General features: G+C 66.4%; 23 protein-coding genes, 1 pseudogene and 1 riboswitch. Of the genes and pseudogenes, 11 read left to right on the forward strand and 13 right to left on the reverse strand.

The genetic code is table 11. The features are described 5' to 3' along the window. Positions 1 to 73 precede the first annotated feature (73 nt). Positions 74 to 667 (reverse strand): DUF5655 domain-containing protein, encoded by a 594-nt coding sequence (locus G6R19_RS18940; protein WP_163167858.1) that lies wholly within the window; start codon positions 665 to 667, stop codon positions 74 to 76. 193 nt (positions 668 to 860) lie between these two features. Here G6R19_RS18940 and G6R19_RS18945 point away from each other — a divergent pair, with 193 nt between their 5' ends. The 3 genes from G6R19_RS18945 to G6R19_RS18955 all read left to right on the forward strand — a co-directional run bounded on the left by G6R19_RS18945 (position 861) and on the right by G6R19_RS18955 (position 3,087). Continuing rightward, positions 861 to 1,553, forward strand: a complete 693-nt coding sequence (locus tag G6R19_RS18945) for a protein tyrosine phosphatase (protein WP_163167860.1) — start codon at positions 861 to 863, stop codon at positions 1,551 to 1,553. A gap of 222 nt (positions 1,554 to 1,775) precedes the next feature. Then, complete coding sequence (locus G6R19_RS18950; protein ID WP_163167862.1) at positions 1,776 to 2,354, forward strand: sigma-70 family RNA polymerase sigma factor; 579 nt, start codon at positions 1,776 to 1,778, stop codon at positions 2,352 to 2,354. Further along, positions 2,347 to 3,087 (forward strand): hypothetical protein, encoded by a 741-nt coding sequence (locus G6R19_RS18955; protein ID WP_163167864.1) that lies wholly within the window; start codon positions 2,347 to 2,349, stop codon positions 3,085 to 3,087. Before G6R19_RS18950 ends, G6R19_RS18955 begins: the two co-directional genes overlap by 8 nt. A 36-nt stretch (positions 3,088 to 3,123) precedes the next feature. Here the strand turns inward: G6R19_RS18955 and G6R19_RS18960 are convergent, their stop codons facing one another. Beyond that, complete coding sequence (locus G6R19_RS18960; protein WP_163167866.1) at positions 3,124 to 3,678, reverse strand: hypothetical protein; 555 nt, start codon at positions 3,676 to 3,678, stop codon at positions 3,124 to 3,126. A 161-nt stretch (positions 3,679 to 3,839) separates the two neighbouring features. On the opposite strand from G6R19_RS18960, the gene G6R19_RS18965 reads away from it, so the two are divergent. Together G6R19_RS18965 and G6R19_RS18970 are read left to right on the forward strand one after the other, a co-directional pair. Then, entirely contained in the window at positions 3,840 to 4,340 is a 501-nt protein-coding gene (locus G6R19_RS18965) for a sigma-70 family RNA polymerase sigma factor (protein ID WP_163167868.1), read from the forward strand. Further along, on the forward strand, positions 4,337 to 5,005 hold the full coding sequence (locus G6R19_RS18970) for a zf-HC2 domain-containing protein (RefSeq protein ID WP_163167870.1): 669 nt from the start codon (positions 4,337 to 4,339) through the stop codon (positions 5,003 to 5,005). The genes G6R19_RS18965 and G6R19_RS18970 overlap by 4 nt, the downstream gene beginning before the upstream one ends. 62 nt (positions 5,006 to 5,067) lie before the next feature. Here the strand turns inward: G6R19_RS18970 and G6R19_RS18975 are convergent, their stop codons facing one another. Continuing rightward, positions 5,068 to 5,886, reverse strand: coding sequence for a DUF1206 domain-containing protein (locus G6R19_RS18975; protein ID WP_163167871.1), 819 nt, complete (start codon positions 5,884 to 5,886; stop codon positions 5,068 to 5,070). Positions 5,887 to 6,152: 266 nt separating this feature from the next. Between G6R19_RS18975 and G6R19_RS18980 the strand changes: the two genes are divergently transcribed. Together G6R19_RS18980 and G6R19_RS18985 are read left to right on the forward strand one after the other, a co-directional pair. After that, entirely contained in the window at positions 6,153 to 7,733 is a 1,581-nt protein-coding gene (locus G6R19_RS18980) for a hypothetical protein (RefSeq protein WP_163167904.1), read from the forward strand. A 68-nt stretch (positions 7,734 to 7,801) separates the two neighbouring features. Further along, the gene (locus tag G6R19_RS18985; RefSeq protein ID WP_163167873.1) at positions 7,802 to 8,248 is read left to right on the forward strand and encodes a hypothetical protein; all 447 of its coding nucleotides are present in this window, start codon (positions 7,802 to 7,804) and stop codon (positions 8,246 to 8,248) included. Positions 8,249 to 8,289: 41 nt separating this feature from the next. On the opposite strand, the gene trmB is transcribed toward G6R19_RS18985, so the two are convergent. After that, the gene (trmB, locus tag G6R19_RS18990; protein ID WP_163167875.1) at positions 8,290 to 9,213 is read right to left on the reverse strand and encodes a tRNA (guanosine(46)-N7)-methyltransferase TrmB; all 924 of its coding nucleotides are present in this window, start codon (positions 9,211 to 9,213) and stop codon (positions 8,290 to 8,292) included. Positions 9,214 to 9,856: 643 nt separating this feature from the next. Here trmB and G6R19_RS18995 point away from each other — a divergent pair. Continuing rightward, positions 9,857 to 11,134, forward strand: coding sequence for an MFS transporter (locus G6R19_RS18995; RefSeq protein WP_163167906.1), 1,278 nt, complete (start codon positions 9,857 to 9,859; stop codon positions 11,132 to 11,134). A 57-nt stretch (positions 11,135 to 11,191) separates the two neighbouring features. Here the strand turns inward: G6R19_RS18995 and G6R19_RS19000 are convergent, their stop codons facing one another. Beyond that, the gene (locus G6R19_RS19000; protein ID WP_163167877.1) at positions 11,192 to 12,481 is read right to left on the reverse strand and encodes an MFS transporter; all 1,290 of its coding nucleotides are present in this window, start codon (positions 12,479 to 12,481) and stop codon (positions 11,192 to 11,194) included. 26 nt (positions 12,482 to 12,507) lie between these two features. Then, on the reverse strand, positions 12,508 to 13,779 hold the full coding sequence (locus tag G6R19_RS19005; RefSeq protein WP_163167879.1) for a M20 family metallopeptidase: 1,272 nt from the start codon (positions 13,777 to 13,779) through the stop codon (positions 12,508 to 12,510). Between the two features lie 132 nt (positions 13,780 to 13,911). On the opposite strand from G6R19_RS19005, the gene G6R19_RS19010 reads away from it, so the two are divergent. Next, a complete protein-coding gene (locus tag G6R19_RS19010; protein ID WP_163167880.1) occupies positions 13,912 to 14,943 on the forward strand; it encodes an Lrp/AsnC family transcriptional regulator in 1,032 nt (343 codons plus the stop codon). Between the two features lie 78 nt (positions 14,944 to 15,021). Next, positions 15,022 to 16,422, forward strand: coding sequence for an MFS transporter (locus G6R19_RS19015; protein ID WP_163167882.1), 1,401 nt, complete (start codon positions 15,022 to 15,024; stop codon positions 16,420 to 16,422). Positions 16,423 to 16,492: 70 nt separating this feature from the next. On the opposite strand, the gene G6R19_RS19020 is transcribed toward G6R19_RS19015, so the two are convergent. Beyond that, on the reverse strand, positions 16,493 to 17,236 hold the full coding sequence (locus G6R19_RS19020; protein WP_163167884.1) for a class I SAM-dependent methyltransferase: 744 nt from the start codon (positions 17,234 to 17,236) through the stop codon (positions 16,493 to 16,495). Between the two features lie 388 nt (positions 17,237 to 17,624). On the opposite strand from G6R19_RS19020, the gene G6R19_RS19025 reads away from it, so the two are divergent. Beyond that, positions 17,625 to 19,541, forward strand: coding sequence for a DEAD/DEAH box helicase (locus tag G6R19_RS19025; RefSeq protein ID WP_163167886.1), 1,917 nt, complete (start codon positions 17,625 to 17,627; stop codon positions 19,539 to 19,541). A 117-nt stretch (positions 19,542 to 19,658) separates the two neighbouring features. Here the strand turns inward: G6R19_RS19025 and G6R19_RS19030 are convergent, their stop codons facing one another. The 6 genes and pseudogenes from G6R19_RS19030 to G6R19_RS19055 all read right to left on the reverse strand — a co-directional run. After that, complete coding sequence (locus G6R19_RS19030) at positions 19,659 to 20,309, reverse strand: MBL fold metallo-hydrolase (RefSeq protein WP_163167888.1); 651 nt, start codon at positions 20,307 to 20,309, stop codon at positions 19,659 to 19,661. A gap of 36 nt (positions 20,310 to 20,345) precedes the next feature. Then, on the reverse strand, positions 20,346 to 21,338 hold the full coding sequence (locus G6R19_RS19035) for an aldo/keto reductase (RefSeq protein ID WP_163167890.1): 993 nt from the start codon (positions 21,336 to 21,338) through the stop codon (positions 20,346 to 20,348). Between the two features lie 69 nt (positions 21,339 to 21,407). Continuing rightward, positions 21,408 to 22,034 carry a nucleoside/nucleotide kinase family protein gene (locus G6R19_RS19040; RefSeq protein WP_163167892.1) on the reverse strand — a complete coding sequence of 209 codons (627 nt, stop codon included), beginning with the start codon at positions 22,032 to 22,034 and terminating at the stop codon, positions 21,408 to 21,410. Between the two features lie 111 nt (positions 22,035 to 22,145). Then, positions 22,146 to 22,523: a multidrug efflux SMR transporter gene (locus G6R19_RS19045; protein ID WP_163167894.1), complete on the reverse strand. Its 378-nt coding sequence runs from the start codon at positions 22,521 to 22,523 to the stop codon at positions 22,146 to 22,148. Continuing rightward, positions 22,523 to 22,846: an SMR family transporter gene (locus G6R19_RS19050; RefSeq protein ID WP_163167896.1), complete on the reverse strand. Its 324-nt coding sequence runs from the start codon at positions 22,844 to 22,846 to the stop codon at positions 22,523 to 22,525. The genes G6R19_RS19045 and G6R19_RS19050 overlap by 1 nt, the downstream gene beginning before the upstream one ends. A 9-nt stretch (positions 22,847 to 22,855) precedes the next feature. Then, a riboswitch (guanidine-III (ykkC-III) riboswitch) is annotated at positions 22,856 to 22,921 on the reverse strand. 212 nt (positions 22,922 to 23,133) lie between these two features. Then, positions 23,134 to 23,458, reverse strand: a pseudogene (locus G6R19_RS19055) (IS110 family transposase); the annotation flags it as partial.

Raw genomic sequence — 23,458 nt, forward strand, 5'->3', positions numbered from 1 at the left:
CAGACGCAGGGCAGCCCCGTCGGCTGTTCTGCGTCCTGGTTACCTGTTCTGCACGGTTAGCTGTTCTGCTCGGTCAGCTGTTCTGCTTCAGGGCCACGGCCAGGATGCCCAAAAGTTCATCGTCCACCTGGTCGACTGAGGTGAGGCGCACCCTGCGGGTGAAAGGGTCATCGGCCCGGATCTTGACGGTTTCGATCCGGCTCTCCGCAGGGGCGTCGAGCCGGAGGGTTACGTCCACGGCAGTGTTGGTGGTCCGGGTGACCTGCGCGAACTTCCGCCGAGCACTGTGGAGGGACACGTACCCCTTCCGCATCTGGATCTCCACACCGTCGGTTGCGGACGCCCATGCCAGGAGGGCGTCCGCGATGGGCCTCAGGTGCGGGTGGTTGGCATACTGCCCGTTGATCAGTTCATCGGCGTCACGCAGCATAAATTCGGGGTAACCGAACATCTCCCAGGACACCGCATATTGGGCGTACCCGGTCACCCCAAAGCTGTCGCGCATCCAGGTGCGGAGTTCGCCGTCGTTCCGGATACCGGCGGCGCGGGCCTTCCCAGCCCAGTACGCGGTGTCTTCGCCGGTCTTCCGCTTAAGAAGGGCTTTGTTGCTGTCCACCATCGACTGCCAGGTGCTGGCCTTCTTCTGGGACTCCGGGATCGTGGGCATGCATCGATCGTAGCGCCGTCCCTAGACCTCGCCGGCTGCTGCCCGCCGGCTGCTGCCCTGCTGGCTGCTGACACCGCCCCGAAAAAAGATTCCGGACGCCCGTAACCTTTCCGCCTGTCCCTGCGATGTAGCAGGTGATGGGTCCGCCCGGCGGACCTGAATCGAATAAGTTGTCTAGGTTTTGGAGTGTCTTATGTCGTTGTTCACCGTTCTCGCCACCAGCAAAGTTGCCGCCGGAGTACTGGCAGCCGGCACCATTGCCGTCGGCGGAACCGGCGCCGCTGCCGTTTCCGGCGTCCTTCCGGCCGAATCACAGCAGACCGCCCACAATCTCTTCGGCGCCCCGGCTCCCCAGCTGGCAGCAGAAGCCGCCTCTGACGCGCAGGCAACCGCTGACGCCGCCGCCGATGCCACTGCCAACGCTTCCGCTGACGCAGAAGCAGAAGCCACAGGAGATGCCGCGGTTTCCGCCGATAACGTCGCAGCCCAGGCTTCCGTGTCCGCCGCAGCCGGCACTGCAGTTGACGCAGCCGGCGCCGCGGCCCTTGGCCTGTGCACCGCGTTCACCAACGGTGGCCTGAACGCCTCTTCCGAAGGCTTCTCCTCGCTGGCCATCGCAGCACAGGGTGAAGCGAACATCGAAAGCTTCTGCACCGACGTCGCAGCGCAGGCTGACGCTGCCACAGAGGCGGGCGCCGCAACCGATGGTTCCGCCGCTGTTGAGGTTGAGCGTCCCGAGGTTCCGGCTGTTCCGGCGGTCCCGGCTGTTCCGGGTGTCGACGGCGCGCCGGCAGTTCCGGCCGTGCCTGCAGTTCCCGAGGTTCCTGCTGCCTCCGTCGACGGCGGCAGCGCAGCTGTGGACGCACCCTCAGTTTCGGTCCGCTAAGCGGCGTTGGCTAGTGTGTACTGCGGGAAACGGCGCACGGTCCGTCTCCCGCAGTACGGCGGTACTCGATTTCAGGAACTGCCGTTTCAGGAACACTGACGGCCCTTGGGGAGGCCGGTCCGGAATGAAACCCGGAATAACCTGCCGAAAGGCAGCGGGAAAGTAAGCGCAGGACCCGCAGACCGCACCGTAAAACCGGGATGGGCGTTGCCTTGCTCCGGGATGGAGGAGCCGCCGGTGCTAGACACTTTGGCCCAAGAAGAGATCGACATATTCGACGACGCAGCCGGAACCGACCCGGCTGCGGTGTTCGGCGTTGCCTACCGGTCCTTCGCGGGACCGGTGCTGGGATACCTCAAGGCACGCGGCGTGGACGATCCCGAAGCGGTAACCCAGGACGTGTTCCTGGCATTCTTCCCGCAGATCAGCGGCCTCACCGGCGGGCTGCAGGGGGCCAAGTCGCTCATCTTCTCCATTGCCCACGCCCGCATGGTGGACCACTACCGGCGGCTGGAACGCAGGCCCCAGCTGACTCCTTACGATCCGCTGGAGGACAGCCGGAGCACCCCCTCCGCAGAGCACTGTGCGGTGGAGCTGAACGGCGCGGCTGCCGCCCTGCTGGACGGGCTCAGCGACGAACACCAGGAAGTGCTTGCCCTTCGCGTGGTGGCTGACCTGTCCATCGAACAGGTGGCCGGCATCATGGGCAAGAGCGAAGGGGCAATCAAGCAGCTCCAGCGCCGGGCCCTTCAAAATCTCAAGGCACAGACGCTCAAAAGAAACCAGGCAAACCATGAGTGACACTGCAGGATCCCGCGGCGGGTCCGTCGACCAGCTGCTGTTGGAGGCAGACCTGGACGGCGACACCCAGCTCCGCCCCGTCCTTCTCGAGCTTCAGGCCCTGGCCTCTGATGCGCCGGAGCCTTCTGCCGAGCTGCTGGCCCTGATGGCCGGAGCCAACGCAGGGCTTGGTGCTGACCCGGAAGTCGCCGACGACGCGATTGCTGCAGCCCCCGCTGACGAACTCGCTGCCCGCCGCAGGGCTAAGCGCCGGGTCACCTTGACGGCCCTGTCCGTGGCGGTGTCCCTGAGCGCCGGCGGCGCAGTTGCCGCGGCATCAGACCAGTCCATCCGGGAGTCGTTCGCCCAGCTCAACCAGGCTGTCACTTCCTTCATCACCGGTTCCGGCGGCGCACCTGCACGCCACCAGGCCGATCAGCCCGCGGCGCCTGTGCCAGAGTCCCCGGCGGGTACCGCACCTGCCGGCACCGCACCCGGTGGCCCAACATCGATACCGGCAGACCCGGCCGCAGCGACGCAACCGACCGCCCCGCCGTCGGACGGTCCAGTTGCGCCGGAGACCGCTGTAAGCCAGCCAACTTCCCCGGGAAAACCCGGGGAAGTCCCCGCTTCAGAGACCCTGCCCGCGGCTGTACCGGAGCACATTGCCGACGGGCTGGGCGGGTCGCCGGAAGTGCCGGTGCCGCCACAGGTTCCACTGCCCGCCACCCTGCCGGCAGTTCCGCTCCCGTGACGAACCGGCACCCGGCTCACCGCCCCCGTAGGGTCATTATTTGGCCGCGGTTTTGATCATTTCGCCGGCCGGATCGGCCAGGTACCAGACGTCGTTGACGCCCTGGCCGAGGATGTCACCGGCCTTCGTGTCCTTGGCGAAGTAGTACAACGGCAGGCCGTTTAGGGTCACTTGCTTGGCACCTTCCGGCGTAGTAATGGTGCCCACGGCCCCGGTTACCCCTTCGACTTTGGGCTCGTCCGAAGTGGTGAGGAGCGGCGGCCACGCGGTCAGGCATCCCCCGGTGCAGGTGCTGGTACCGGAGTCTTTGACATCCTTGGTGTAGTAGTAGACGCTCATCCCCTTGCCATCGACCACAATGTCGCCCAGGCTGGAAGACGCAATCTTGAGGTCGACACCGGCGGCCGTTGCTGTGGACGTTGCGGCGGGCGGAGAAACAGAGGCAGCGGGGGCCGTTGCAGAGGCGTTGGGTGAGCCCGCCGTGACAGCCGGGCTGCTGGCTGCAGGGGTGGTACCGCCGCCGCCGGCGCACCCTGCGAGGGCCGCCGTCAGGGCGAGGATAGTGAGGCCTGTTCCCAGTTGCTTTTTCATAGGTTTGCTCCTTGGTTCGTGCCCGGCGTCGATGCCGGACGCTAACGACTAAGACGCCTCCGGGTGAAGAATGGTTCAACTGAACCAAATTCCGGCTGCGGACGTCGTATCAGCCGGAAGCACACGGTGGCGAACCATGCTGAAGGCCGGGAGGTCCTGATATGCCGCTGGACGAGGATGTTGTTGAGTCCATCTACCGTGAGCACGGCCAGGCCCTCCGCCGCTTTGTGCTCAGCGCCTCCCGTGACCCGCAACTGGCTGAGGACGTGGTCCAGGAAACCGTGCTCCGTGTATGGCAGCACGCACCGGAGGTCACCGGGAGCCTTCGCAGCTATCTTTTCCGGACGGCCAGGAACATCATGATCGACAACTACCGGCGGGCGCAGCGCCGCCCGGCCGAGACGCTGGACGACGGCCTTGCCAATTCTGCCGAGGCAGTGGAACGCGTGGACGAGCTGCTGAACAGGGTGCTGATCGAGGAAGCGCTGCTCCGCCTCAGCTCGGAACACCGGGACGTGCTGGTGGCATTGCACTACCGCCGTTTCACCGTGAATGAGGCAGCGGTGCAGTTGAACGTGCCGACCGGAACGGTGAAGTCCCGTGCGTACTACGCAGTGCGGGCGTTGCGGACCATCCTGGACGAAATGGGGGTGGAACGGTGAGCGCTTCCGAGCAGCACCACTTGCTGGGAGCCTACCTGTTGGGCGGGCTGGACGCCGAGGACCTGAAGATTTTTGCGTCGCACCTTCAGGGCTGCGCGAGATGTAGGGACGAGCTCGGCCGGCTGGAGAAAGTGCCTGCGTTACTGGACGCCCTCCCGGTGCCGGACGCCGTTGCGCTCACCATGGTGCCGGCAGGACCGGGCGCGCCACCCGCCCGGGCAGCCGGGGCCCCGGTGCCCCTCCTTTCGGAACTGTCGCGCCGCCGTCGGAAGGTACGACGGCGGTGGGCGGCCCTGGTGGGGGCGGTCGCCGCAGCATGCCTCGCCGTGGGACTGGGGGTGGGTCCGGTCCTGAACCGGCCGGCGCAACCGGACGCGAGCTACTCCGTGCAGTCCGGAGATGGCCTGCAGTTCAGCATCGACCTGGCCCGGAAGACCTGGGGAACCGAGTTGGCTGTGAACGGCAGCAGTCTCCCTGCCGACGGGACATTGTCCCTGTGGGTCCGGGACCGGGCGGGCGGCGAGGACCGCGCGTGCGCTTGGACGGCGACGCCGAGCGGCAGGGTCAGGGTCACCGGAGCAACGCCCATCCAGCTGGCCAGCATTTCGAGTGTGGAACTGCGGGACGGTACCCAGCAGGCCGTCGCGGTAATTACCGTGCCATAGCGTCTGGTATATGCCCGGGCGCTCCAATCCCAGCTGGCAACTTCATCAGCTGCGGCCGCCCACTATCGGGTCATCTTCGCGAGGCGTGCCCGGACGATCATGTAGGCGCCGTAGCAGATGAGCCCGGCACCCACAGCTGCCAGGAGGTACACCCCGAAGGGCTGGTCGCGGAGTGCACGAAGCCCTCCATCCAGGCCGGTGGACTCCTCAGGGTGCGCCTGCAGGGTGGCTATGGCGATGAGCAGCCCGGCCAGCAACAGCACAATGCCCTTCGCCACGTATCCTGTTACGCCCAGCACCGTGACCGCCGTCCGTGCGGTGGGGGACGAGGGCATTGTCAGATGCTTTTCGAACGATTTCCGAAGGCCGCGGATGCCGTACACCACGCCGGTCACGGCAATGCCCACGCCCAGCAGGACCAACAGCGCTACGCCGCCCGGTGCCTTCATCACGGAAGCGGTAAGGTCGCTTGCCGCCTGCTGGTTGTCCCCGCCCGAACCGGTTCCCATGGCGAAGGACATCAGTGTCAGGGCAAGCCCGGCGAAAACGACTGCCTGCGCCGCTGCCTTTGCCTTCTTTCCGGCCTTTTCCTTTGTGGGCAACTGGTTGTAGTCGAAGATGGCATCGCTGGTCTGCCACAGTGCAAGGGCAGCGCAGGCGGCGAAGCTCGCCCACAACAGGAAAGGTCCGGCAGGCTGGGTGGCGAGTTCGGCCACGGCACCGCTGAAGTCGGCGTTGCCCGTACCGCCCATGGCCAGCCGGATTGCGATTGCACCTACTAAGAGATGCAGGATGCCGCTCGCCGCAAACCCCGCCCTCGCCATCATCTCCAGGGTGTGCGAGTTGGTGACGTTCTCTGCCGCATCTGCGGCCTGTCGCAATTCTTTTTTGATGGCTGTTCCCTTTGCACAGGAGCGGATGGTGCGTACCCCCGCGTAAGGGCAATCGTGCCACGCGCTGATGGTCCGGGCCAGTGATCCCCCAGGACTATGTGGATTAGGAGGTGGATTGTGCGGGCTTTCAGGAATGCGGTGCCAGTGCCGCCGCTGCCGGATGGGGAGGGATGCCCATCGCCGAAGTTCCCGCCGCCGTGGAACTATATGGTCAGCGACCGAACATCGGCGCGAACTTCTCCGGGGGACGAACCATGACTTTTTACGGCGCTGATGTCAGCCAGTTGCGGGCTCTGGCGAAGGCGGCTGACCAGGCTGCATTGTTGTTGAGCACCCGGGCGAGTTCGCTGCATAACCAGATCCAGGCGGCTCCCTGGAAAGGCACGGACGGCGAACGTTTCCGTCAGGAGTGGAGCGGAAGCCACCGCCCCGGGCTGGAGAAGGTTGTGTCCAGCCTGCGTGAGAACTCCAGGATCCTGCTGCAGCACGCGGAGGAGCAGGAGAAGTCCTCCTCCTCGTCATCGGCCGGTGCCGGCACCGGCGTCTGGGACCGGGTTGAATCGTTTGCTGAGCAGGCCCAGGACTGGCTGACGGAACAGGCCACTGCCGCCGTGGCCGCGGCCGGGCACCGCCGGGAGTTGGAAGCCGGCCTGGAACGGATGCTCGACGCCAGCCCGGAAGAACAGGCCACGTGGTGGGACAGCCTCTCTGCAGCCGACCGGAAATACCTGATCGAGGGCGAAGACGGCGACGGTCCGTTCGCCGAGGACCTCATGCGCATGGACGGCGGCATCCCCAAATCCGCGCAGGAGCAGGCCAAGGAACATCTCCAGGACCTGGCAAGGGCGGACATCCCCGTCTACTCCGAAACAGGCAAGGCATCGATCGAGGCCCGGGTGGCCTGGGTGCATGGCGGTGCCGAAGTGGGCACCGAAGTGGTGGAGAATGCCGATGGCACCGCCACCATGAAGGTGTACGGAAACATGGGGCTGGGCGTCAACGACACCACCGGAACCGCCGGCGTGACCCTCAATGGGCAGGTGTCCCGCGAATACACCTTCGGCAGCGTGGAAGAAGCCATGGCAGCCCGCGAGCAGATGTACCGGGACCTGCCGCCGGACAGCGTGGGTGAGATCAAGGATGTGGCAGGCAATCCGCCCGGTTACATCCTGGAAACCATCAACGAAGCCGCCGGTGCCAACGGCTCCACCGGGCAGACGGACAAGGCCAAGGGAACGTTGTCGCTGGAGGCCGACGGGGAAACTGGAGCCGCAACAGGTTCGGCCAGGCTGGACCTGGCCTACGAGCGGAACCTGACGGACGGCACCTCAACAGCCAGCGGCGAGGTTTCCGCCCAAGGCAAGCTCAACCTGGACGGCCGCGTTTTCGAGGCTTCCGGCAACGGCGGACTGCAGCTGAACATGGACAAAGACAGCAACATCGAATCCGTGTCAGTGTCCATGGATGGAACGGTGGCGCAGGGAGTCACGGCGGGTACGGACGTGAAGGCCGCGAAGCTCGAGTCCACAGTGACGGTGGGAACCCAAGGTACTGTCAAGATCGACGTGGATTACTCAGCGGAGAACAAGCCGCTGATCGACAGCTACTTGCGGCATGTCGCGCTCGGAAACGAATACGGCGCAGCACGCGATGCCGCCAGGCTGTACGAAGCCGGTTCTGCCACTGTCCAGGTCAACAATGTGGTGACCGCGTCCAATGAGGCCGGGGTTGACGTGAAGGTGGGCGAGGTGGAGGTCAAAACCGAGAGCCAGGCCACCACGAACGTCTCCACGTACTACAAGGTCCCCAACGACACCAGGCTCGAGCGGCTGTAATCGCGCCGGCCAACGTCCGGCCCCCGCACCCAGCCCAGCTACGACACACCCGCTGAAGGAGCAAGAGAATGTCAGTCCACATCGAATCCGCGCTGGGGTTCACAGCCGACTTCCCCGAGCACACCCAGGTCCTGGAAGACTCCACGGCCGGCCCCAACACTGAACAGTACGGACTGCTCGGTGGGGTCCTTGTCACCGTCATCAAGGACGACACCTCCGTGCAGGGCGCCGCGCAGGCCAACGGCTGGGCGCACCTGATGTCCGGCTTCTACCTGGAGGAGAAGGGAGGCACCCTTCTCACCGAAGGTGAATTGAACCTGCCAGACAAGTCCGCCTACGCCGTGGTAGTGGGCTACGACGACGCCGAGGGGGAGGGGAAAGTGGCAGCGACCGTGGGCGTGTGGGAACGCGGCCGGTTCATCGGCCTGGTAGTCATTTGGCCCTACGTCAGCCCTGACCTGGAGCCGAGGCTCAGCATGCTCACGGAGATTGTGGCCTCCATCAGCGTGGGCTGATGAGGACCGGAGGTCGGCGGCCGGGTGTGCCCTCGCTGGAACTAACGGCGGCGGTAGCAGAGATCAAAAATGAGCCGCCCGGCCTCGTGGGCCTTGCCTTCAAAGCTGGTCCGGATCCTTCCCTCAAACCTGGGGGCCCAGCCGCCCGTTTCGTCCACACCTTCGTTGGGGCCGGTGTGTTCCGTGCTGACCGGGGCACGGCCTTCACGGACGGGGGCACCGCCCACCACTGATTCCACGCCGGACTGCCACACCTGGGTCAGCGGACTTTCCGGTCCGCGGCGCTCGCCTGTGTGCAGGTTCTCAAAGTCCTTCGAGTCCGCCAGGACATCGCGGACATGGACCGCATAGTTGGACCAGTCAGTGGCAATGCGCCACAGCCCGCCCTTCTTCAGGGCACGGGCAGCAAGGTCCGCGAATTCGGGTTGGATCAGGCGCCGTTTGTGGTGGCGGGATTTGTGCCAGGGATCGGGAAAGAAGACCCACAATTCACTGACGGAACCCTCCGGGAGCATGGTGGCCAGCACCTCGGGCGCGTTGGCCTCGACAACCCGGACATTGCTCAGTCCCCGGCTGTTGATCTTGATGATGGTGTTGGCCAGCCCGGGAGTGTAGACCTCCACAGCGAGGAAATCGGTGTCCGGGTTCTGCTCAGCGGCGTGGCAGATAGCGTCGCCCAGGCCCGAGCCGATCTCGACGATGAGGGGTGCTTTACGGCCGAATTCCGCCTCCGCGTCGAAGGTGTAGTCCGGGTGGACCGACGTGTTGGCTACGTGCCGGGGGACGTTCACGGCCCACCGCTCGGCATGGAGTTCCCAGGCTGCCTGCCGGCGTCCCTGCAGGCGTGTGCCGCGGCGAACAAAGCTGACGGGCCGGCCGCCGTACGTGCCGTAGGAGGCTTGGGTTCCTGGGGTCACCGTCCGCGGGACATGCTCCGGCTGGGGGGTTTCTGGGGATTCACTCATCCCTTCCAGAATACCGGCGGCCGGACAGCCCCCATTATGAATTCCCCAATTGATCCAGTGCAGGCCCCATAGCCAGGACGAAGACCAGTCCCGCGAGGCATAGGGCGAGTGCCGCCGATGACCGGTTTGGCGAAGTATCCGGGGAGTTCCTGAGGACGGAAATTGCCAACACCAGGGAGGGCAAAGCAAACACGAGGGGAAGGCTGAAGAACACCAAAGGTGCCACCCAGGGCATCTCGGATGGCCCGGTGGAAGGGTAAGTGGCAAGCATGGCAAACATCGCCAACGGAGCAGTAACGATCATGCTGACAAGGGCCAGGACGGCCAATAACACGCTGGCTGTTGCTTTGTGCTTATAACGGTCTATCCGGGCTTCCTGGGCTTCCGCTGCAACGGGTGTTTCGGGTTGGGTTGGCTCATTTGCCGCTTGAGGCTCATTTGGCGGCGGAGTGCCCATTAGTCTCCTCCGGAGCCGGGCGGTTGGGCGCTGTTCATGCTTCCAAACCTATGGTTCACACCTGCGGCGGCAGTAGGCGTCCCCCGCCTTATGTGGATAACTCGGACCCAGCCCTCCTGTAAGAATGGGCAGGTGACGGAAGCGACGAGTGCTGCGGCGAAGAAGGACCGGCCCGCCAAGCCCCCGATGAAACCCGACAACCTGGTGGACGCCGAGATTGATGAGTTGCCGGCGGCGGAACCCACCCTGGTGGGAAGCCGGAGGGGCCTGGTCTACCTGGGCCTGTGCCTGGTTCTGATCGGCCTGAACCTGAGAACGGTTTTCTCCAGTTTCTCGGCGGTGCTTCCCGAGGTGACGTCGCAGGCCGCACTGCCCGGGTGGGCGGTTGTTGTGCTGACCACTGTCCCCGTGACGCTGCTGGGCCTGTTTGCGCCCCTGGCCCCGGTGCTGGCCCGCCGGTTCGGTGCCGAGCGCGTGCTCCTCGGCGCCATGGCGGTGCTGACGTCCGGGCTTCTGCTGCGCCCGGCCGCGCTGCCGTGGCCTCCAACCGGGGACCTGCCGGGACCAGTGCACCTGCCCGCCCTCCTTGCCGGGACAGCCGCCTGCGGTGCCGCCATCGCCCTGTGCAATGTGCTGCTCCCAGGGCTGGTCAAGCGGGACTTCCCGCACCGCCTGGGCCTCATGGGCGGGCTCTACACCACGGCCATCTGCGCGTCGGCCGCTTTGGGAGCAGGCTTTACCTACCCCGTCTACGCGGCGACGGGGGAGTGGACCCTGGCGCTGTGGTTCTGGGCGCTGCCCGCCGCCGTCGTCCTTTTCCTGTTCCTGCCGCTGGCGGTACGGCAGCACCCCGTCCGGCACCAGGCGGTAAAGGAAGGGGTGAACGTCTGGCGCTCGGCGGTCGCGTGGCAGGTCACCATTTTTATGGTGCTCCAAGCCATGATGTCCTTCAGCGTCTTCGCCTGGCTGGCACCCATCCTGCGGGAACGGGGAGTGGACGGGGCAACGGCCGGGTTGATCGTGTCGGCGTGCATAGTGCTGCAAATGCTCGGCTCGCTCTTCGCCCCGGCGCTTGCGGCGAGGTTCCGGGACCAGCGGGCAATCAACACCGTGGTGGCCCTGATGACCGGCGGTGGCTTCGCGCTGAGCATTTTCGGGCCACTCGGGCTGATCTGGGTATGGGCAGGACTGCTGGGGCTGGGCCAGGGGAGCCTCACCGCGGTGGCGCTGACCATGATCATGCTGCGGACCCGGGACGGGCACACTGCAGCGCACCTGTCCGGGATGATGCAGGGCGTGGGCTACGGCCTCGGTTCAACGGGGACCCTGATGGTGGGCCAACTTCACCAGGCCACCGGGTCCTTCACAGCCGCCGGCGTCCTCTTCCTGGCCGTGGGGCTGCTCGCGGCGGTGTTCGGCTACCGGGCCGGACGGAACCGCTTCGTCGGTGACCCAACTGGGTAGCAGTAAGTGTCGTTATGAGCGTTCATAACGACACTTACTGCTACTTACTTGGGGGAGCTAGTGCGTCAGGTCCTTGCCCTTCGTCTCCGGGATGGTGAAGACGAACAAGGCGCTGACCGCCAGGAGCAGCACGGCGTAGACGTTGAAGAGGTCCGGCAGCTGCAGGGTGGTGCCCAGCCACTGCTGCAGGTAGGGGGCGGTGCCGCCGAAGAGCGCTACGCAGATGGAGTACGGAACACCCACGCCCACGGTGCGGATGCTGGTGGGGAAGAGCTCGGCATACACGGCCGGCACAATCGCGGCGCTCGCGGCGATGAAGATCAGCATCACGGACATGCCAACGGCCAGCTGCCACGCAGAGTCCTTCAGCAGCCAGGTCATGGGGAAGTGCATCACGGCAGAGCCAATGGCACCGGACCACAGCACCTTCTTGCGGCCAATGCGGTCCGAGAGTTTGCCCCAGAAGGGCAGCGCCGCGATGAACACGATGTTGCCGATGACGCCGGCCCACAGGGCCTCGCCGCGGTCGATCTTCAGTGCGGTGGTGGCGTAGCTCGGTGCCACCACACCCCAGATGTAGTAGATCACCGTGAGGCCCACGGTCAGGCCGATGACCTGCATGGCCTGCTTGCGGTGGCGGACAATCTGCGGCCAGATCGGGGCCCGCTTTTCGCGCACGGACTCGCTTTCGAAGGCCTCGGTCTCGTGCAGCCGGGACCGCATGATCAGTGCGTACAGCCCCAGCACCGCCCCGATCAGGAAGGGGATGCGCCAGCCCCAGGCGTTCATGGCCTCCGTGCTGAGCACCATGTTCAGCACGGCGCCCAGGAGCGTGCCGAACAGGATGCCCACCGTGCCTGAGGTGTAGATCAGGGTGGCCCAGAACCCGCGCTTTTCCTTCGGCGCCATCTCCGAGAGGTACGTTTGCGACGACGGCAGCTCACCGCCGTGCGCGAGGCCCTGGACCAGCCGGGCCACCAGCAGCATCAGGGAAGCCCAGGCACCGATGCTCGCGAACGTCGGCGCGATGCCGATCATCAAACTGCCCAGCGAGGCCAGGCCGACGGCCAGGGTCATGGACGTCTTGCGGCCCACCCGGTCACCTATCCAGCCGAACAGGAATCCGCCGAAGGGCCGGGCAACGAAGCCGACGGCGAAGATCGCCAGCGTGGACAGGACGGCCGACGCCGGGTCCGCCTTGCTGAACAACTGGCTGGCTATGAAGGGGGTGAAGGTTGCATAAATCGCCCAGTCGTACCACTCCACGGCGTTGCCGATCCCGGTACCAACAATGGTTTTCCGCATTGCTGCGCGCGCGCTGCGCTGCGGGTTCACGACAGTGGTCATTTCAGTTCTCTTCCTGGAAGGGTGGATCAGGAGTTGTTGGTGCGGGATTGCGAGAGCGCGGCGAGGCGCTGCGTGGCGAGTTCCGCGTAGAGGGCGGCACCGTCAGCCAGCACGCCGTCGTCGAACGTTGCGTACGGTGAGTGGTTGAACGGGGAGGCGGCATGGTCCACGCCGCGGGGGACGGCGCTGAGCCCGATGAACGTGCCGGGCACTTCCGCCAGCACCCTGGAGAAGTCCTCCGAGCCGCTGAGGGGAGTGGCCCAGCGGGACAGCCGGGAATCACCGAACAGCTCCGTGATGACGTTCTCGGCCGTATGGGTCTCGTCCTCGTCCGTGATGGTGAGGGGGTACTCCTGCTGGTAGTCGACGTCGACCTCGAGGCCGTGCGCGGACGCGATCCCCTGCAGGAGGCGGGGAATGGAGTCCATCAGCTTCTCCCGGGACGCCTCGGAGAAGGTGCGGATGGTGGCTTCGATCCGCGCGGTTTCCGGGATGACGTTCCGCTTGGTGCCGGCATGGAGGACGCCGACGGAGAGGACCACCGGATCGAACATGTTGAATTGGCGGGTGATCATCACCTGCAGCGCGGTGACCATCTCGGCGGCCGCAGTCACCGGATCCTTGGCCGCGTGCGGGGCCGAACCATGGCCGCCTGCACCGAGCACGGTGACCACCAGGCCGTCGGAGGCGCTGAGCATCACTCCTGGCTTCGTGGTGAAGGTGCCGTGCGGTTCCAGGGCGGAAAACACGTGCATGCCATACGCGGCGTCCACCCGGCGGCCCGGCGCGTCCAGCACACCCTCGCGGATCATGTAGCTGGCGCCGTCAAACCCTTCCTCGCCCGGCTGGAACATCAGGACCACGTCCCCTGCCAGGCGATGCCGGTTCTCGGCCAACAGCGTAGCGGCACCCGTGAGCATCGCGGTATGGAGGTCATGGCCGCAGGCGTGCATGGCGCCGTCCAAGTGGGAGGTGTAGTCCACGCCGGTCTTTTCCTGGACCGGCAGGGCGTCCATGTCGGCGCGAAGCAGGACAGCCGGCGCGGCCTCCTGTCCCTGCCCGGCGTTCTGTCCCTGCCCGGCTCCGGCACCCGAGGCGCCGCCGGTGCCGCGCAGCACGGCCGTGACCGACGTCGTTTCCTTGCCCAGGGTGATTTCGAAGGGGAGTCCGTCCAACGCCTGAAGGACCTTTTCCTGCGTCCGTGGCAGGTCGAGGCCGATCTCCGGCTCCTGGTGCATGGCGTGGCGGAACCGGGTCAGTTCGGGCTGGAGTTCCCGGGCCGCGGATGTGATGGTCATTTCTGCTCCTCCAAAAGATGGACTGCTTCCAGTCTGGCGTGACCTGCTTCACAACTGCGGGAACTGCTGGAAGAATGCAAGCGCAATCCTCCTGCTCCTCGATTTATGCAGCCGTGCGGAAGAATGGGCACCATGGAACTGACCGAGGAGGACCTCGCCCTCATCAACGCCCTTGAGATCGCGCCCCGGGTGAGCTGGGCGGATGCAGGCGAAATCCTGGGCGTGCACGCCACCACCTTGGCAGCGCGGTGGGAACGCGTGCGCCGATCGGGTGCCGCATGGGTGACGGCCCACCTGATGGGCGATCCAAAGCAGATGTGCCTGGCCTTCGTGGACGTCGACTGCGAGATGCACCGCCGCGAAGAGGTGACGGAGGCCCTGGCTGCCGTACCGGAGATCGTCACCATCGAGGAAGCGGCCAGCAACCGGGACCTGATGCTGACAGTCCTGACCCCGTCCCTTGAGGGGTTCACCACCACAGTGGCCTCCCGCCTCAAGGACATCGATGGCCTGCTGAAGTACCAGACGTCGCTGTGCACCAGGCTGCACTCCGGCGGTTACGCCTGGCGCCTCAACGTGCTGGATCGGGCGCAGGTTGCTGCGCTTCAGGCCAAGGCCGGGCCGGAAGCGGCAGGATCTGCACCCCCGGAGTCCGTCGTCGAGCCTTTGCCGGAAAGCCACCTGGCGCTGCTGCCCTTCCTGGCAAGGGACGGGCGGGCGACAGCGGCCGACATCGCCCGAGCCTTGGACAGGCACCCTGCCACAGTGCAGCGCCAGCTGAACCGCGTCCTCGCGAGCAGGGTGCTCTCCTTCCGCTGCGAAGTGGCGCAAAAGTTTTCCGGCTACCCCGTAACGTGCCAGTGGTTCGCCAACGTACCGGCGGGCAGGCATGAGGCGGCCGCCGTCGAACTCCGGGGCCTCCGCAACGTCCGCCTCAGCGCCTCCACCACTGGCCGCACCAACTTCGTGATCATTATGTGGCTGCAGTCGCTCGCCGATGTGATGAACGCGGAACTCGCCCTGCAGCAGCGGATCCCCGGGATTGAACTGGTGGAAAGCGTGGTGATGCTCAGTACCGTCAAACGCGTGGGCTGGATGCTGAACCAGGATTCCACGGCCACCGGACGGGTCATCGTGCCCGCGGCGGTGGCCAGCGCCGGGTGAGCCTTCGGGAAGCGCGTGCCGTGTCGCTGCCGGCCGCTATGCTGGCACGAAAGACAAGCAACGAATCGGGCCAGAAGCGTGCGCGAGACAACCCTTTCAGTCGCCGATCCACACGCCGGCATACTGCAGCGGCCGTACCTGTGGGTGACCATCGGTGCCTGCGCGCTGGTGTTCCTTGCGGCGTTCGAATCCCTTGCGGTGACCACCATCATGCCCGTGGTCAGCCGGGAGCTGAATGGTGCGGGCCTCTACGCGCTGGCGTTTGCCGGCCCGCTGGCAACAGGCGTGATCGGCATGGTGGCTGCGGGAAACTGGTCCGACCGCAGGGGACCCACCGTTCCCCTGTATGCGTCGGTAGCGCTGTTCGTGGCGGGGCTGCTGATCGCGGGCACCGCCGTCTCCATGTCGCTGCTGGTGGCGGGCCGGCTGGTGCAGGGGTTGGGCGGAGGTGCCCTGACCGTTGCGTTGTACGTGCTGGTGGCCCGTATCTATCCGGGGCTGCTGCACCCCAAGATTTTCGCTGCCTTCTCCGCGGCCTGGGTGATCCCGTCCCTGGTGGGGCCCTTCGCAGCCGGAATTGTGGCGCAGGCGTTGAGCTGGCACTGGGTGTTCCTGGGTGTGGTGGGCCTGGTCATTCCGGCGCTGGTGATGATCGTGCCGGTGCTGCGGGGGATGGCGTCGGCCAAGGAACAGGCAGCCCCGTCAGGGCAACCACCCGTCCCGTGGGCCCTCGGCCGCCTGGCCTGGGCAACTCTGGCGGCCCTTGCCGTACTGGGGCTCAACCTGTCGCGCGAGGTCAGGCTTCCCGGTTTCCCCGCCGCGCCGGCACTGCTGGCGGTGGCCGCCGTCGTGGTTGCCCTGGTGGCCGTGCGGCCGTTGGTGCCGCCGCGCACGCTTATTGCCCGGCGCGGCCTGCCAAGCGTGATCCTGGTCCGCGGGCTTGCCTCTGCCGCATTCTTCGGCGCCGAAGTCTATCTGCCGTACCTGCTGATTGAGCAGTACGCCTTTTCGCCCACCTTTGCCGGGCTCACCCTTACGGGTGGAGCGTTGGCGTGGGCGGGTGCGTCGGCAGTCCAGGGGCGGCTCGGTGCGCGGTTGTCCCACCGCCGCGCCGTCCGCATCGGTTCGTTGATGGTCCTGGGCGCCGTGGTCCTTGCCCTGTCCACCACCGCGCTGCACTGGCCGGCCGCCGTCGCAATCGTTGGGTGGATCTTCGCCGGCGGCGGCATGGGACTGCTCTATCCGCGGCTGAGCGTGATGACCCTGGCGCTGTCCACCAAGGAGAATGAGGGCTTTAACAGCTCGGCCATGTCCATCTCCGACTCCCTCGGCGGCGCGCTCGCACTGGCCACCACCGGCATCGTGTTCGCGGCGTTTACGACGACGACGGAATCCTTCGCGGGCGTCTTTGGACTCGCCGCCGTGGTCGCGGTAGCCGCGGCCGCCATAGCGCCCCGGGTCACCACCAAAACCCGTTGAGTTTTTGTCCAGATATGCAGGCTTGGCCGCCTCCGAAGTCTGCATATCTGGACAAAAACTCCAAGGAAAGTCAGGCGAGCCGGCTCGCGCGCACCACCACGTCGGCGATGGTGGCGTGCTCGCCGTCCGGCCCCGTGACCGGCCGCTCCCGGCTGGTCTGCACTTCAAGCTGCCAGTCGGGCCCGTCAAGCCCCAGCTCCTGGACCAGTTGCTCCCCGGTGTAGAACATTCCGTCGTGTGTGTGCGCCCCGCCCCAGGGCGGCAGCCGATGCGGATGGTGCCCAACGACCAGCAGGGTTCCGCCTGGCTTGACTGCCGCGGCGGCCGTGCGCAGGGGGCCCTGCCAGGCCAGTTCCTGGGAGTGGAGGAACTGCGAGGTCACGAGGTCGTACGTTTCCCCGGGCTGCCATTCCGCGAGGTCGGCCTGCTGCCAGTGAATGCGGCTGGCGATGGCGCCTTCGGCTGCATGCACGCTTTCCCGCGCGAGTGCGGCTTTTTCGTGCCCGTGCGCACGTTCCAGCGCCACGGCTGAAACGTCGACGGCGGTGACGGTCCAGCCGTGTTGGGCGAGCCAGATGGCGTCAGCACCTTCGCCGCAGCCAAGATCCAGCGCATGTCCCGGCCGCAGCCCGCCCGCTTCCCGGACCAGTTGGGGGTTTGGCTTGCCGCTCCAGATCTGGGGTTTGCTGCGGTACCGCTCGTCCCACAGGGAAGCCGCGTCCCGGATCCCCTGGCCCTCGCTGTTCCCGGAAAGGCCGGGGCCGCCGTCGTGCGTTGCCTCGTGTTCATGCTGGTGGGCCGCGTGTTCGCTCATGCCTCAACCCTGCCCCGCGCAGGCTATGTTCGCAACGCCCAAGTAAGTAGCGCCAAGTGCCGTTTTGGAGGCCGAGAACGACACTTAGCGCTACTCAGTTGGGAGGGGACAGGGCAGGGGTGGAGAAGCGGGGTGTGCGGAGGATGCTAGACTGGTGGAACTTGATGTGCAGTGATGCCCATGTACCCCTTCATTTAGGGGACGGGGCTTTTTTCATGTGAGAGGCACATCCTGCGTCGATGAACGCGTTCCATTTGGTCCCGGCCGTCGCTTTGCATAAGCGGCAGCAGGCTGGTTGATCACCTGACTTTTCTTCGGCGAACCCCCTGGGCCAACCGGCGTCGGGGGCCGATATCCGCACGGATACCGCCTGAAAGACCTTTGAACTTTGACTACTTTTGCTGCCCTCGGCACGCCCAAAGCCCTTGCCGATACCCTCACCGCCCAGGGAATTACCGAGCCGTTCCCCATCCAGGTGAAGACCCTCCCTGACACCCTTGCAGGACGCGACGTCCTGGGCCGCGGCCGTACCGGCTCCGGCAAGACCATCGCCTTCGCCATCCCCCTGGTGGCACGCCTTGCCGAGCGGGAAGCCAAGCACTTCCGCAAGCCCGGCCGCCCTATGGGCCTGGTCCTTGCACCTACCCGCGAGCTGGCCACCCAGATCAACGCCACCATCGAGCCGCTGGCCAAGGCTGCCGGCCTGAACACCACCGTGATCTACGGCGGCATCTCCCAGGCGCGCCAGGAAAAGGCCCTGCGTGCCGGCGTCGACATCGTTATCGCCTGCCCCGGCCGCCTGGAGGACCTGATCCGCCAGCGCATCCTCACCCTCGAGGCCGTGGAAATCACCGTCCTGGACGAGGCCGACCACATGGCCGACCTCGGCTTCCTGCCCGTGGTGAAGAAGCTCATGGACATGACCCCCAGCCAGGGCCAGCGCCTGCTCTTCTCCGCGACCCTGGACAACGGCGTGGACAAGATTGTCCAGCGCTACCTGTCCAACCCGCTCACGCACTCCGTGGACGACCCGCAGGCAGCTGTCACCACCATGGAACACCACGTCCTGGTGGTCAACGACCAGACCGTCAAGAAGCAGCTGATCGTGGAGCTCGCTTCCGGTGCCGGCCGCCGCGTCCTCTTTATGCGGACCAAGCACCACGCCCGGAAGCTGGCTAAGACCCTCACCGATGCCGGCATCCCCGCCGTCGACCTGCACGGCAACCTCTCGCAGAACGCCCGCGACCGTAACCTCGCCGAGTTCTCCTCCGGCGACGTCCGCGTCCTGGTGGCCACCGACGTCGCAGCCCGCGGCGTGCACGTGGACGACGTCGAACTGGTGATCCACGTTGACCCGCCCACCGAGCACAAGGCATACCTGCACCGTTCAGGCCGCACCGCCCGTGCCGGTTCCGACGGCACTGTGGTCACGCTGACCCTCCCCGAGCAGCAGACCGACGTGAAGAAGCTGATGAAGGCTGCCGGCGTCGAGGTTAACTTCGAGCGCGTCACCGCGAGCTCACCCATCGTTGCCGAGCTCGTGGGCGAAATGGCTGAGAAGATCGATCCGCGCACCCGCGCAGCGCTGCTGGCCAAGAAGGCCGCACAGCAGGGCGGCGGCACCTCAACGGGAGCCAACGCCGAGCGCAAGCGGGCACGCCGCCAGGCTGCACCCACTGCCGGCGGCCGTGGCGGCCGTGGTGGACGCGGCCGGGTTTCCGCCGAGCCCACGCGTACCGATGTTCCCCGCGCCGAGCGCCGGGCTGCAGCATTCGAGGGCCGCACCGAAGCCCGCGCAGCGTTTGACCGCGTTGCCGAGCAGAACGAGGACCGCGCCGTCGCAGCAGCAGCTGCCCGCCGCAACGCCCGTGGCCGCGGCACTGCAGCTTCGACCCACCGCAACGACGTCCCCGCAGCAGGTGGCCGTGCAGCCGCTGGCCGCGGCTCGGATGGACGCACTGATTCACGTGTAACCCGCAGCGACGCTCCCCGCGGGGGCACCGGCCGTCCGGCTTCCTCAGGCCGTCCGGCTGCTTCCGGCGGACAGCGCAGCGGACGTCCGGCAACAGGCCAGCGCGCCGCAGCCGGTGCAGGTGCCCGGACCGGCGGCGGTTCACGCTCCGCAGGTGCAGGTGCAGGTGCAGGTGCAGCCAGCGGCGGCAACAAGGCCGTCTGGTCCTCGAACACCGGCGGAACCTCCGGCGGATCCTACGGTTCAAGCAACGGCGGCGGCTCCGGCCGTCCCGCCCGCAGCGGCCCGCGCCGTGCTTCGGCTCCGGCCTCCAACGAGCGCCGCAGCCGCTAAGGCTACGTCTTTTCGCCGCCTGATTAGCTGGGGGCACACAAAATCCCGGGCGCTAGGGGTACATCACTAGCGCCCGGGATTTTGCGCAGCGCGAGTCACAAAGCGCAGCGCGGAACGCTACCAGCCGCGGGCGCGCCACTCCTCGAGGTGTGGCCGCTCAGCACCCAGGGTTGTCGGTTTGCCGTGGCCCGGATGCACGACGGCGGCGTCCGGGTAAGTCCCGAACAGCCGTTCGCTGACGTCGGTGAGAAGACGGGTGAACCGCTCCGGGTCGTTCTGCGTGTTGCCCACCCCGCCGGGGAACAGCGAGTCGCCGGAAAAGATGTGCGTGGGGCCTTCCGGGTCCTCGTACACAAACGCGATCGATCCCGGCGTGTGCCCGCGCAGGTGGACGGCCGTCAGTTCGAAGCCTTCCACAGCCACCGTGTCCCCGTGCTCAAGGGGCCGGTCCACTGCAACGGGCAACGCGTCGGCGTCGTCCTTTCCTGCAGCAGTGGGCGCGCCCGTGGCGGCCACCAGCTCCTTCAACGCCCGCACGTGGTCCCAGTGCTGGTGCGTGGTGGCGATCAGGGCAAGCCTGGGCGCAGCGGATGTATCGGCAGTCGAATCCTGCAGCAGCTGCCGGATGGCCGGCAGGTCATCCGCGGCATCAATCAGCACCTGCTCGCCGCTGGTCTTGGCGGTCAGCAGGTACACGTTGTTGTCCATCTCGCTGACGGAGATCCGGCGGATGGTCAGCGTCGGCAGGTCATACAGAAGTGAGTCCATAGGCTTTAGTCTAGGGACACGCTTTTCCGGCGCCGGTTACTCGCGGCCCTGCGACACCCAGTTGGGATCCGCCGAGCGGGAACCGACGACGGCGTCCGAGGCTTCGGCCAGTGCGTCCAGTTGCGCCGGGGTCAGCTTCAGGGCCAAGGCACCCAGGTTCTCGTCGATCCGGTGTGTTTTGCGGGTGCCGGGAATGGGGACGACTGGCAGGCCGAGCAGCCTGCCCTGGGCGAACAGCCACGCCAGGGCAACCTGTGCAGGCGTCGCTTCCAGTTCGTCCGCTACGGACCGGACGGTGGCCACCACTGCCTCGTTGGCACTCGCCGCATCAGGGGCGAAGCGGGGGATCCGGCGTCGGAAGTCGTTGTCCCCCAGGGTGGAAGCGTCGACGGTGCCGGTGAGGAATCCCCGGCCCAGCGGCGAGTACGGCACAAAACCCACTCCCAGGGCGGCGGCGGCCGGAACAACGTTGCGTTCCACGTCGCGGCTCCAGATGGACCATTCACTCTGGACCGCCGCAATGGGGTGGATGGCGGATGCTTCCTCCAGCTCCTGGGCCGTCACCTCCGACAACCCCAGGTGCTTGACCTTGCCCTGCTGCACAAGCTCCGCCATGGCCTCCACGGTTTCCACAATCGGAACGCGGAGGTCACGGCGGTGCATGTAGTAGAGGTCGATCACATCCGTGCCCAGCCGCTGCAGGCTGCGGTCCACGGCCCGGCGGATGTGCGCGGCATCGCCCCGGATGTCCGTATAGCCGTCCGCCGGCGAGCCCACCAGGCCGAACTTAGTGGCCAGCTGGACCTCGTCCCGCCGCGCCTTCAGCAGCTGTGCGATCAGTTCCTCGTTGCTGCCACCGCCGTAGATGTCCGCGGTGTCGATGAAGGTGACGCCCGAGTCGACGGCGTGATGCAGCGTCCTGAGTGCGTCAGCCGGATCAACTTCCCCATAGACCGGTGTGAGTGCCATTCCGCCGAAGCCGAGCTGGCTGACCATGAGGCCGTCGCCAAGGTGGACCGTTGCTGCCATGACCGTGCTCCCATCATTGAAGTTGTCCAAGCCAAGAACCCCGCTCCCGGTGGCTGTATTCCGCCAGTCCTAATGCCAGGGAATGACCCGGTCTGCAGCTGGGCGGGTCGCCTGGATCAGCACCGCGTTGGCTTCGTCCGGGCCGGTTGCCCAAGCCTCGGCCGCAGCCGGTTCCATGCCAAATGAGACGTGCCGTGCCACCAGGCGCGCGAGACGCAGATCCGGGGGCGTGTCCACAAACCACACCTCGTCCAGCTGCGCCCTGATGTCCTTCCAGGGTTCCTGCTCCATCAGCAGGTAGTTGCCCTCGGTGATCACCAGCGGGACGTCGGCCGGGATCGCGATGGAGGCTGCCACGGGTTCATCCAGGGTGCGCCGGAACTCCGGGGCGTAAACAACTGGCTCATCCCGGCGCACCAGTCGGCGCAGCAGCGAAAGGTAACCGCCGGCGTCGAACGTGTCGATGGCTCCCTTGCGCTGCCGCAGCGGGGTGCCGTCGATTATGGCGTTGCCGAGGTGGAAGCCGTCCATCGGCACCACCACGGCCTGCCCGGGCTCGAACTGCTGCCGGATCATTTCGGCGAAAGTGGACTTGCCGGAGCCCGGCGCCCCTGCGATGCCCAGCACGGTCCGCGTTCCCGGAACGAGCTTTGCCCGGAGGGCGGCCATCGCCTGGGTGATCTCGGGGGAGTCCATGGCAAAAGCCTAGACCGCCCGCTGAATCTCCCCACCTTTTGTTCCAGGAAGGCCACAGCCGACGGCGTTTCCGGGGGCCACGCCGTCGGCCTGCCTGAATCGTGGGGAGATTCAGCGGCGGGCTGGGGAGGCAGTTTCCGGCTCGGAGGCGTCAGCCCCGCCGGGCAGCACCTTGAGGCCGGCCGCACATGCGACGATCCCGGCGATGAACACCACTTTGACCACACTGAAGGCCTCAACGCCGGTTGCCATGGCCCAGCCCACCGTCAGCGCCGCACCAATTCCCACCCACACGGCATAGGCGGTACCCAAGGGAATGGTCCGGATGGCGATGCCCAGGCCCAGCATGCTCAACGTTGCCGTCACTGCGAAGACCAGGGTGGGAACGGGCTCGGTAAAGCCGTCGGACAAACCGAGGGCCGTGGCCCACACCGCTTCGAGAACGGCCGAGGCAAGAAGCACCAGCCAGGGAATCGAGCGCCGCAGCATTACGCCACCACCTTCAGGCCCACCACGCACACCGCGATGCCGGACAGCAGGAGGAGCCGTGCCGCCGTCGGGCGTTCCACCTTGGTGGCGATGGCGTAGGCGGAGGTCAGCACCACGCCCACACCCACCCACACGGCGTAGGCCGTCCCGGTGGGGATCGATTGCATGGCGATGGCCAGTCCGCCGGTGCTGGCGGCCACGGAGACGAGGAAGAGGGCGGCGGGGGCGATGCGGCGCCGGCCGGAAGCCTGGAAGGTACGGTGCAGGGCGGCGGCCCACACGGCTTCAAGGGCGCCGGAAAGAATGAGGATTAACCACGGCATGACAGATCCTTTGGCCAGTCTTGTCGCGTGCCGGGTACTGAACCGTCGTCCGGAGGCCCGTTTGCGGAGCCTACCTTTCCAGCGTAGCAACGCCCGACGCCGGCGGGCCACCGATGGTGCCGAACCTCACCACTGTCCCGCCAGCCCAACTAGGTAGCGCGAAGTGTCGTTATGAAGCGTCAAAACGACATTTCGCGCTAGTCCGAAAATGGGGTGACGTGGCTTTGTTGGTTGGGCGTGGTTGATCGTTCGGGCCACGTTTGGGCTTATGCGAGTATGTGTGGTTGTCAGGCTACCGGGGTGAGGGTCACGGTGTAGCCGAGGGCTTCGAGTTGGCGGATGTGGTTGTGCTTCCTGGCGTCCGGGTTGGTGCGGGCATGGACGTAGTCGTGGCCCAGATCCTGGAACCTGGTGTCGGGGTCTTGGAGGATGTGCCAGGTGGCGACCAGGATGGATCGTCCGACGGCGACAATTGCACGCTTTTTCCCGCGGCGTCTGGCGATCCGTCGGTAGCGTTCGCCCAGGAAGGTGTTGGTCCTGCCGGCGATAACGGCAGCCTCGCCCAGTGCACGGGCGAGGTAGCGGTTGCCGTGTCCGCTGGAACCGTTGCCC

It is taken from the genome of Arthrobacter sp. Alg241-R88 (assembly GCF_900537115.1).
Lineage (GTDB): Bacteria > Actinomycetota > Actinomycetes > Actinomycetales > Micrococcaceae > Arthrobacter.

Excerpts from the sequence above, each read along its gene's own strand:
- G6R19_RS18940 (WP_163167858.1), bottom strand. The coding sequence starts at position 667 with ATGCCCACGATCCCGGAGTCCCAGAAGAAGGCCAGCACCTGGCAGTCG.
- G6R19_RS18945 (WP_163167860.1), top strand. The coding sequence starts at position 861 with ATGTCGTTGTTCACCGTTCTCGCCACCAGCAAAGTTGCCGCCGGAGTA.
- G6R19_RS18950 (WP_163167862.1), top strand. The coding sequence starts at position 1,776 with ATGGAGGAGCCGCCGGTGCTAGACACTTTGGCCCAAGAAGAGATCGAC.
- G6R19_RS18955 (WP_163167864.1), top strand. The coding sequence starts at position 2,347 with ATGAGTGACACTGCAGGATCCCGCGGCGGGTCCGTCGACCAGCTGCTG.
- G6R19_RS18960 (WP_163167866.1), bottom strand. The coding sequence starts at position 3,678 with ATGAAAAAGCAACTGGGAACAGGCCTCACTATCCTCGCCCTGACGGCG.
- G6R19_RS18965 (WP_163167868.1), top strand. The coding sequence starts at position 3,840 with ATGCCGCTGGACGAGGATGTTGTTGAGTCCATCTACCGTGAGCACGGC.
- G6R19_RS18980 (WP_163167904.1), top strand. The coding sequence starts at position 6,153 with ATGACTTTTTACGGCGCTGATGTCAGCCAGTTGCGGGCTCTGGCGAAG.
- G6R19_RS18985 (WP_163167873.1), top strand. The coding sequence starts at position 7,802 with ATGTCAGTCCACATCGAATCCGCGCTGGGGTTCACAGCCGACTTCCCC.
- trmB (WP_163167875.1), bottom strand. The coding sequence starts at position 9,213 with ATGAGTGAATCCCCAGAAACCCCCCAGCCGGAGCATGTCCCGCGGACG.
- G6R19_RS18995 (WP_163167906.1), top strand. The coding sequence starts at position 9,857 with ATGAAACCCGACAACCTGGTGGACGCCGAGATTGATGAGTTGCCGGCG.
- G6R19_RS19000 (WP_163167877.1), bottom strand. The coding sequence starts at position 12,481 with ATGACCACTGTCGTGAACCCGCAGCGCAGCGCGCGCGCAGCAATGCGG.
- G6R19_RS19005 (WP_163167879.1), bottom strand. The coding sequence starts at position 13,779 with ATGACCATCACATCCGCGGCCCGGGAACTCCAGCCCGAACTGACCCGG.
- G6R19_RS19010 (WP_163167880.1), top strand. The coding sequence starts at position 13,912 with ATGGAACTGACCGAGGAGGACCTCGCCCTCATCAACGCCCTTGAGATC.
- G6R19_RS19020 (WP_163167884.1), bottom strand. The coding sequence starts at position 17,236 with ATGAGCGAACACGCGGCCCACCAGCATGAACACGAGGCAACGCACGAC.
- G6R19_RS19030 (WP_163167888.1), bottom strand. The coding sequence starts at position 20,309 with ATGGACTCACTTCTGTATGACCTGCCGACGCTGACCATCCGCCGGATC.
- G6R19_RS19035 (WP_163167890.1), bottom strand. The coding sequence starts at position 21,338 with ATGGCAGCAACGGTCCACCTTGGCGACGGCCTCATGGTCAGCCAGCTC.
- G6R19_RS19040 (WP_163167892.1), bottom strand. The coding sequence starts at position 22,034 with ATGGACTCCCCCGAGATCACCCAGGCGATGGCCGCCCTCCGGGCAAAG.
- G6R19_RS19045 (WP_163167894.1), bottom strand. The coding sequence starts at position 22,523 with ATGCTGCGGCGCTCGATTCCCTGGCTGGTGCTTCTTGCCTCGGCCGTT.
- G6R19_RS19050 (WP_163167896.1), bottom strand. The coding sequence starts at position 22,846 with ATGCCGTGGTTAATCCTCATTCTTTCCGGCGCCCTTGAAGCCGTGTGG.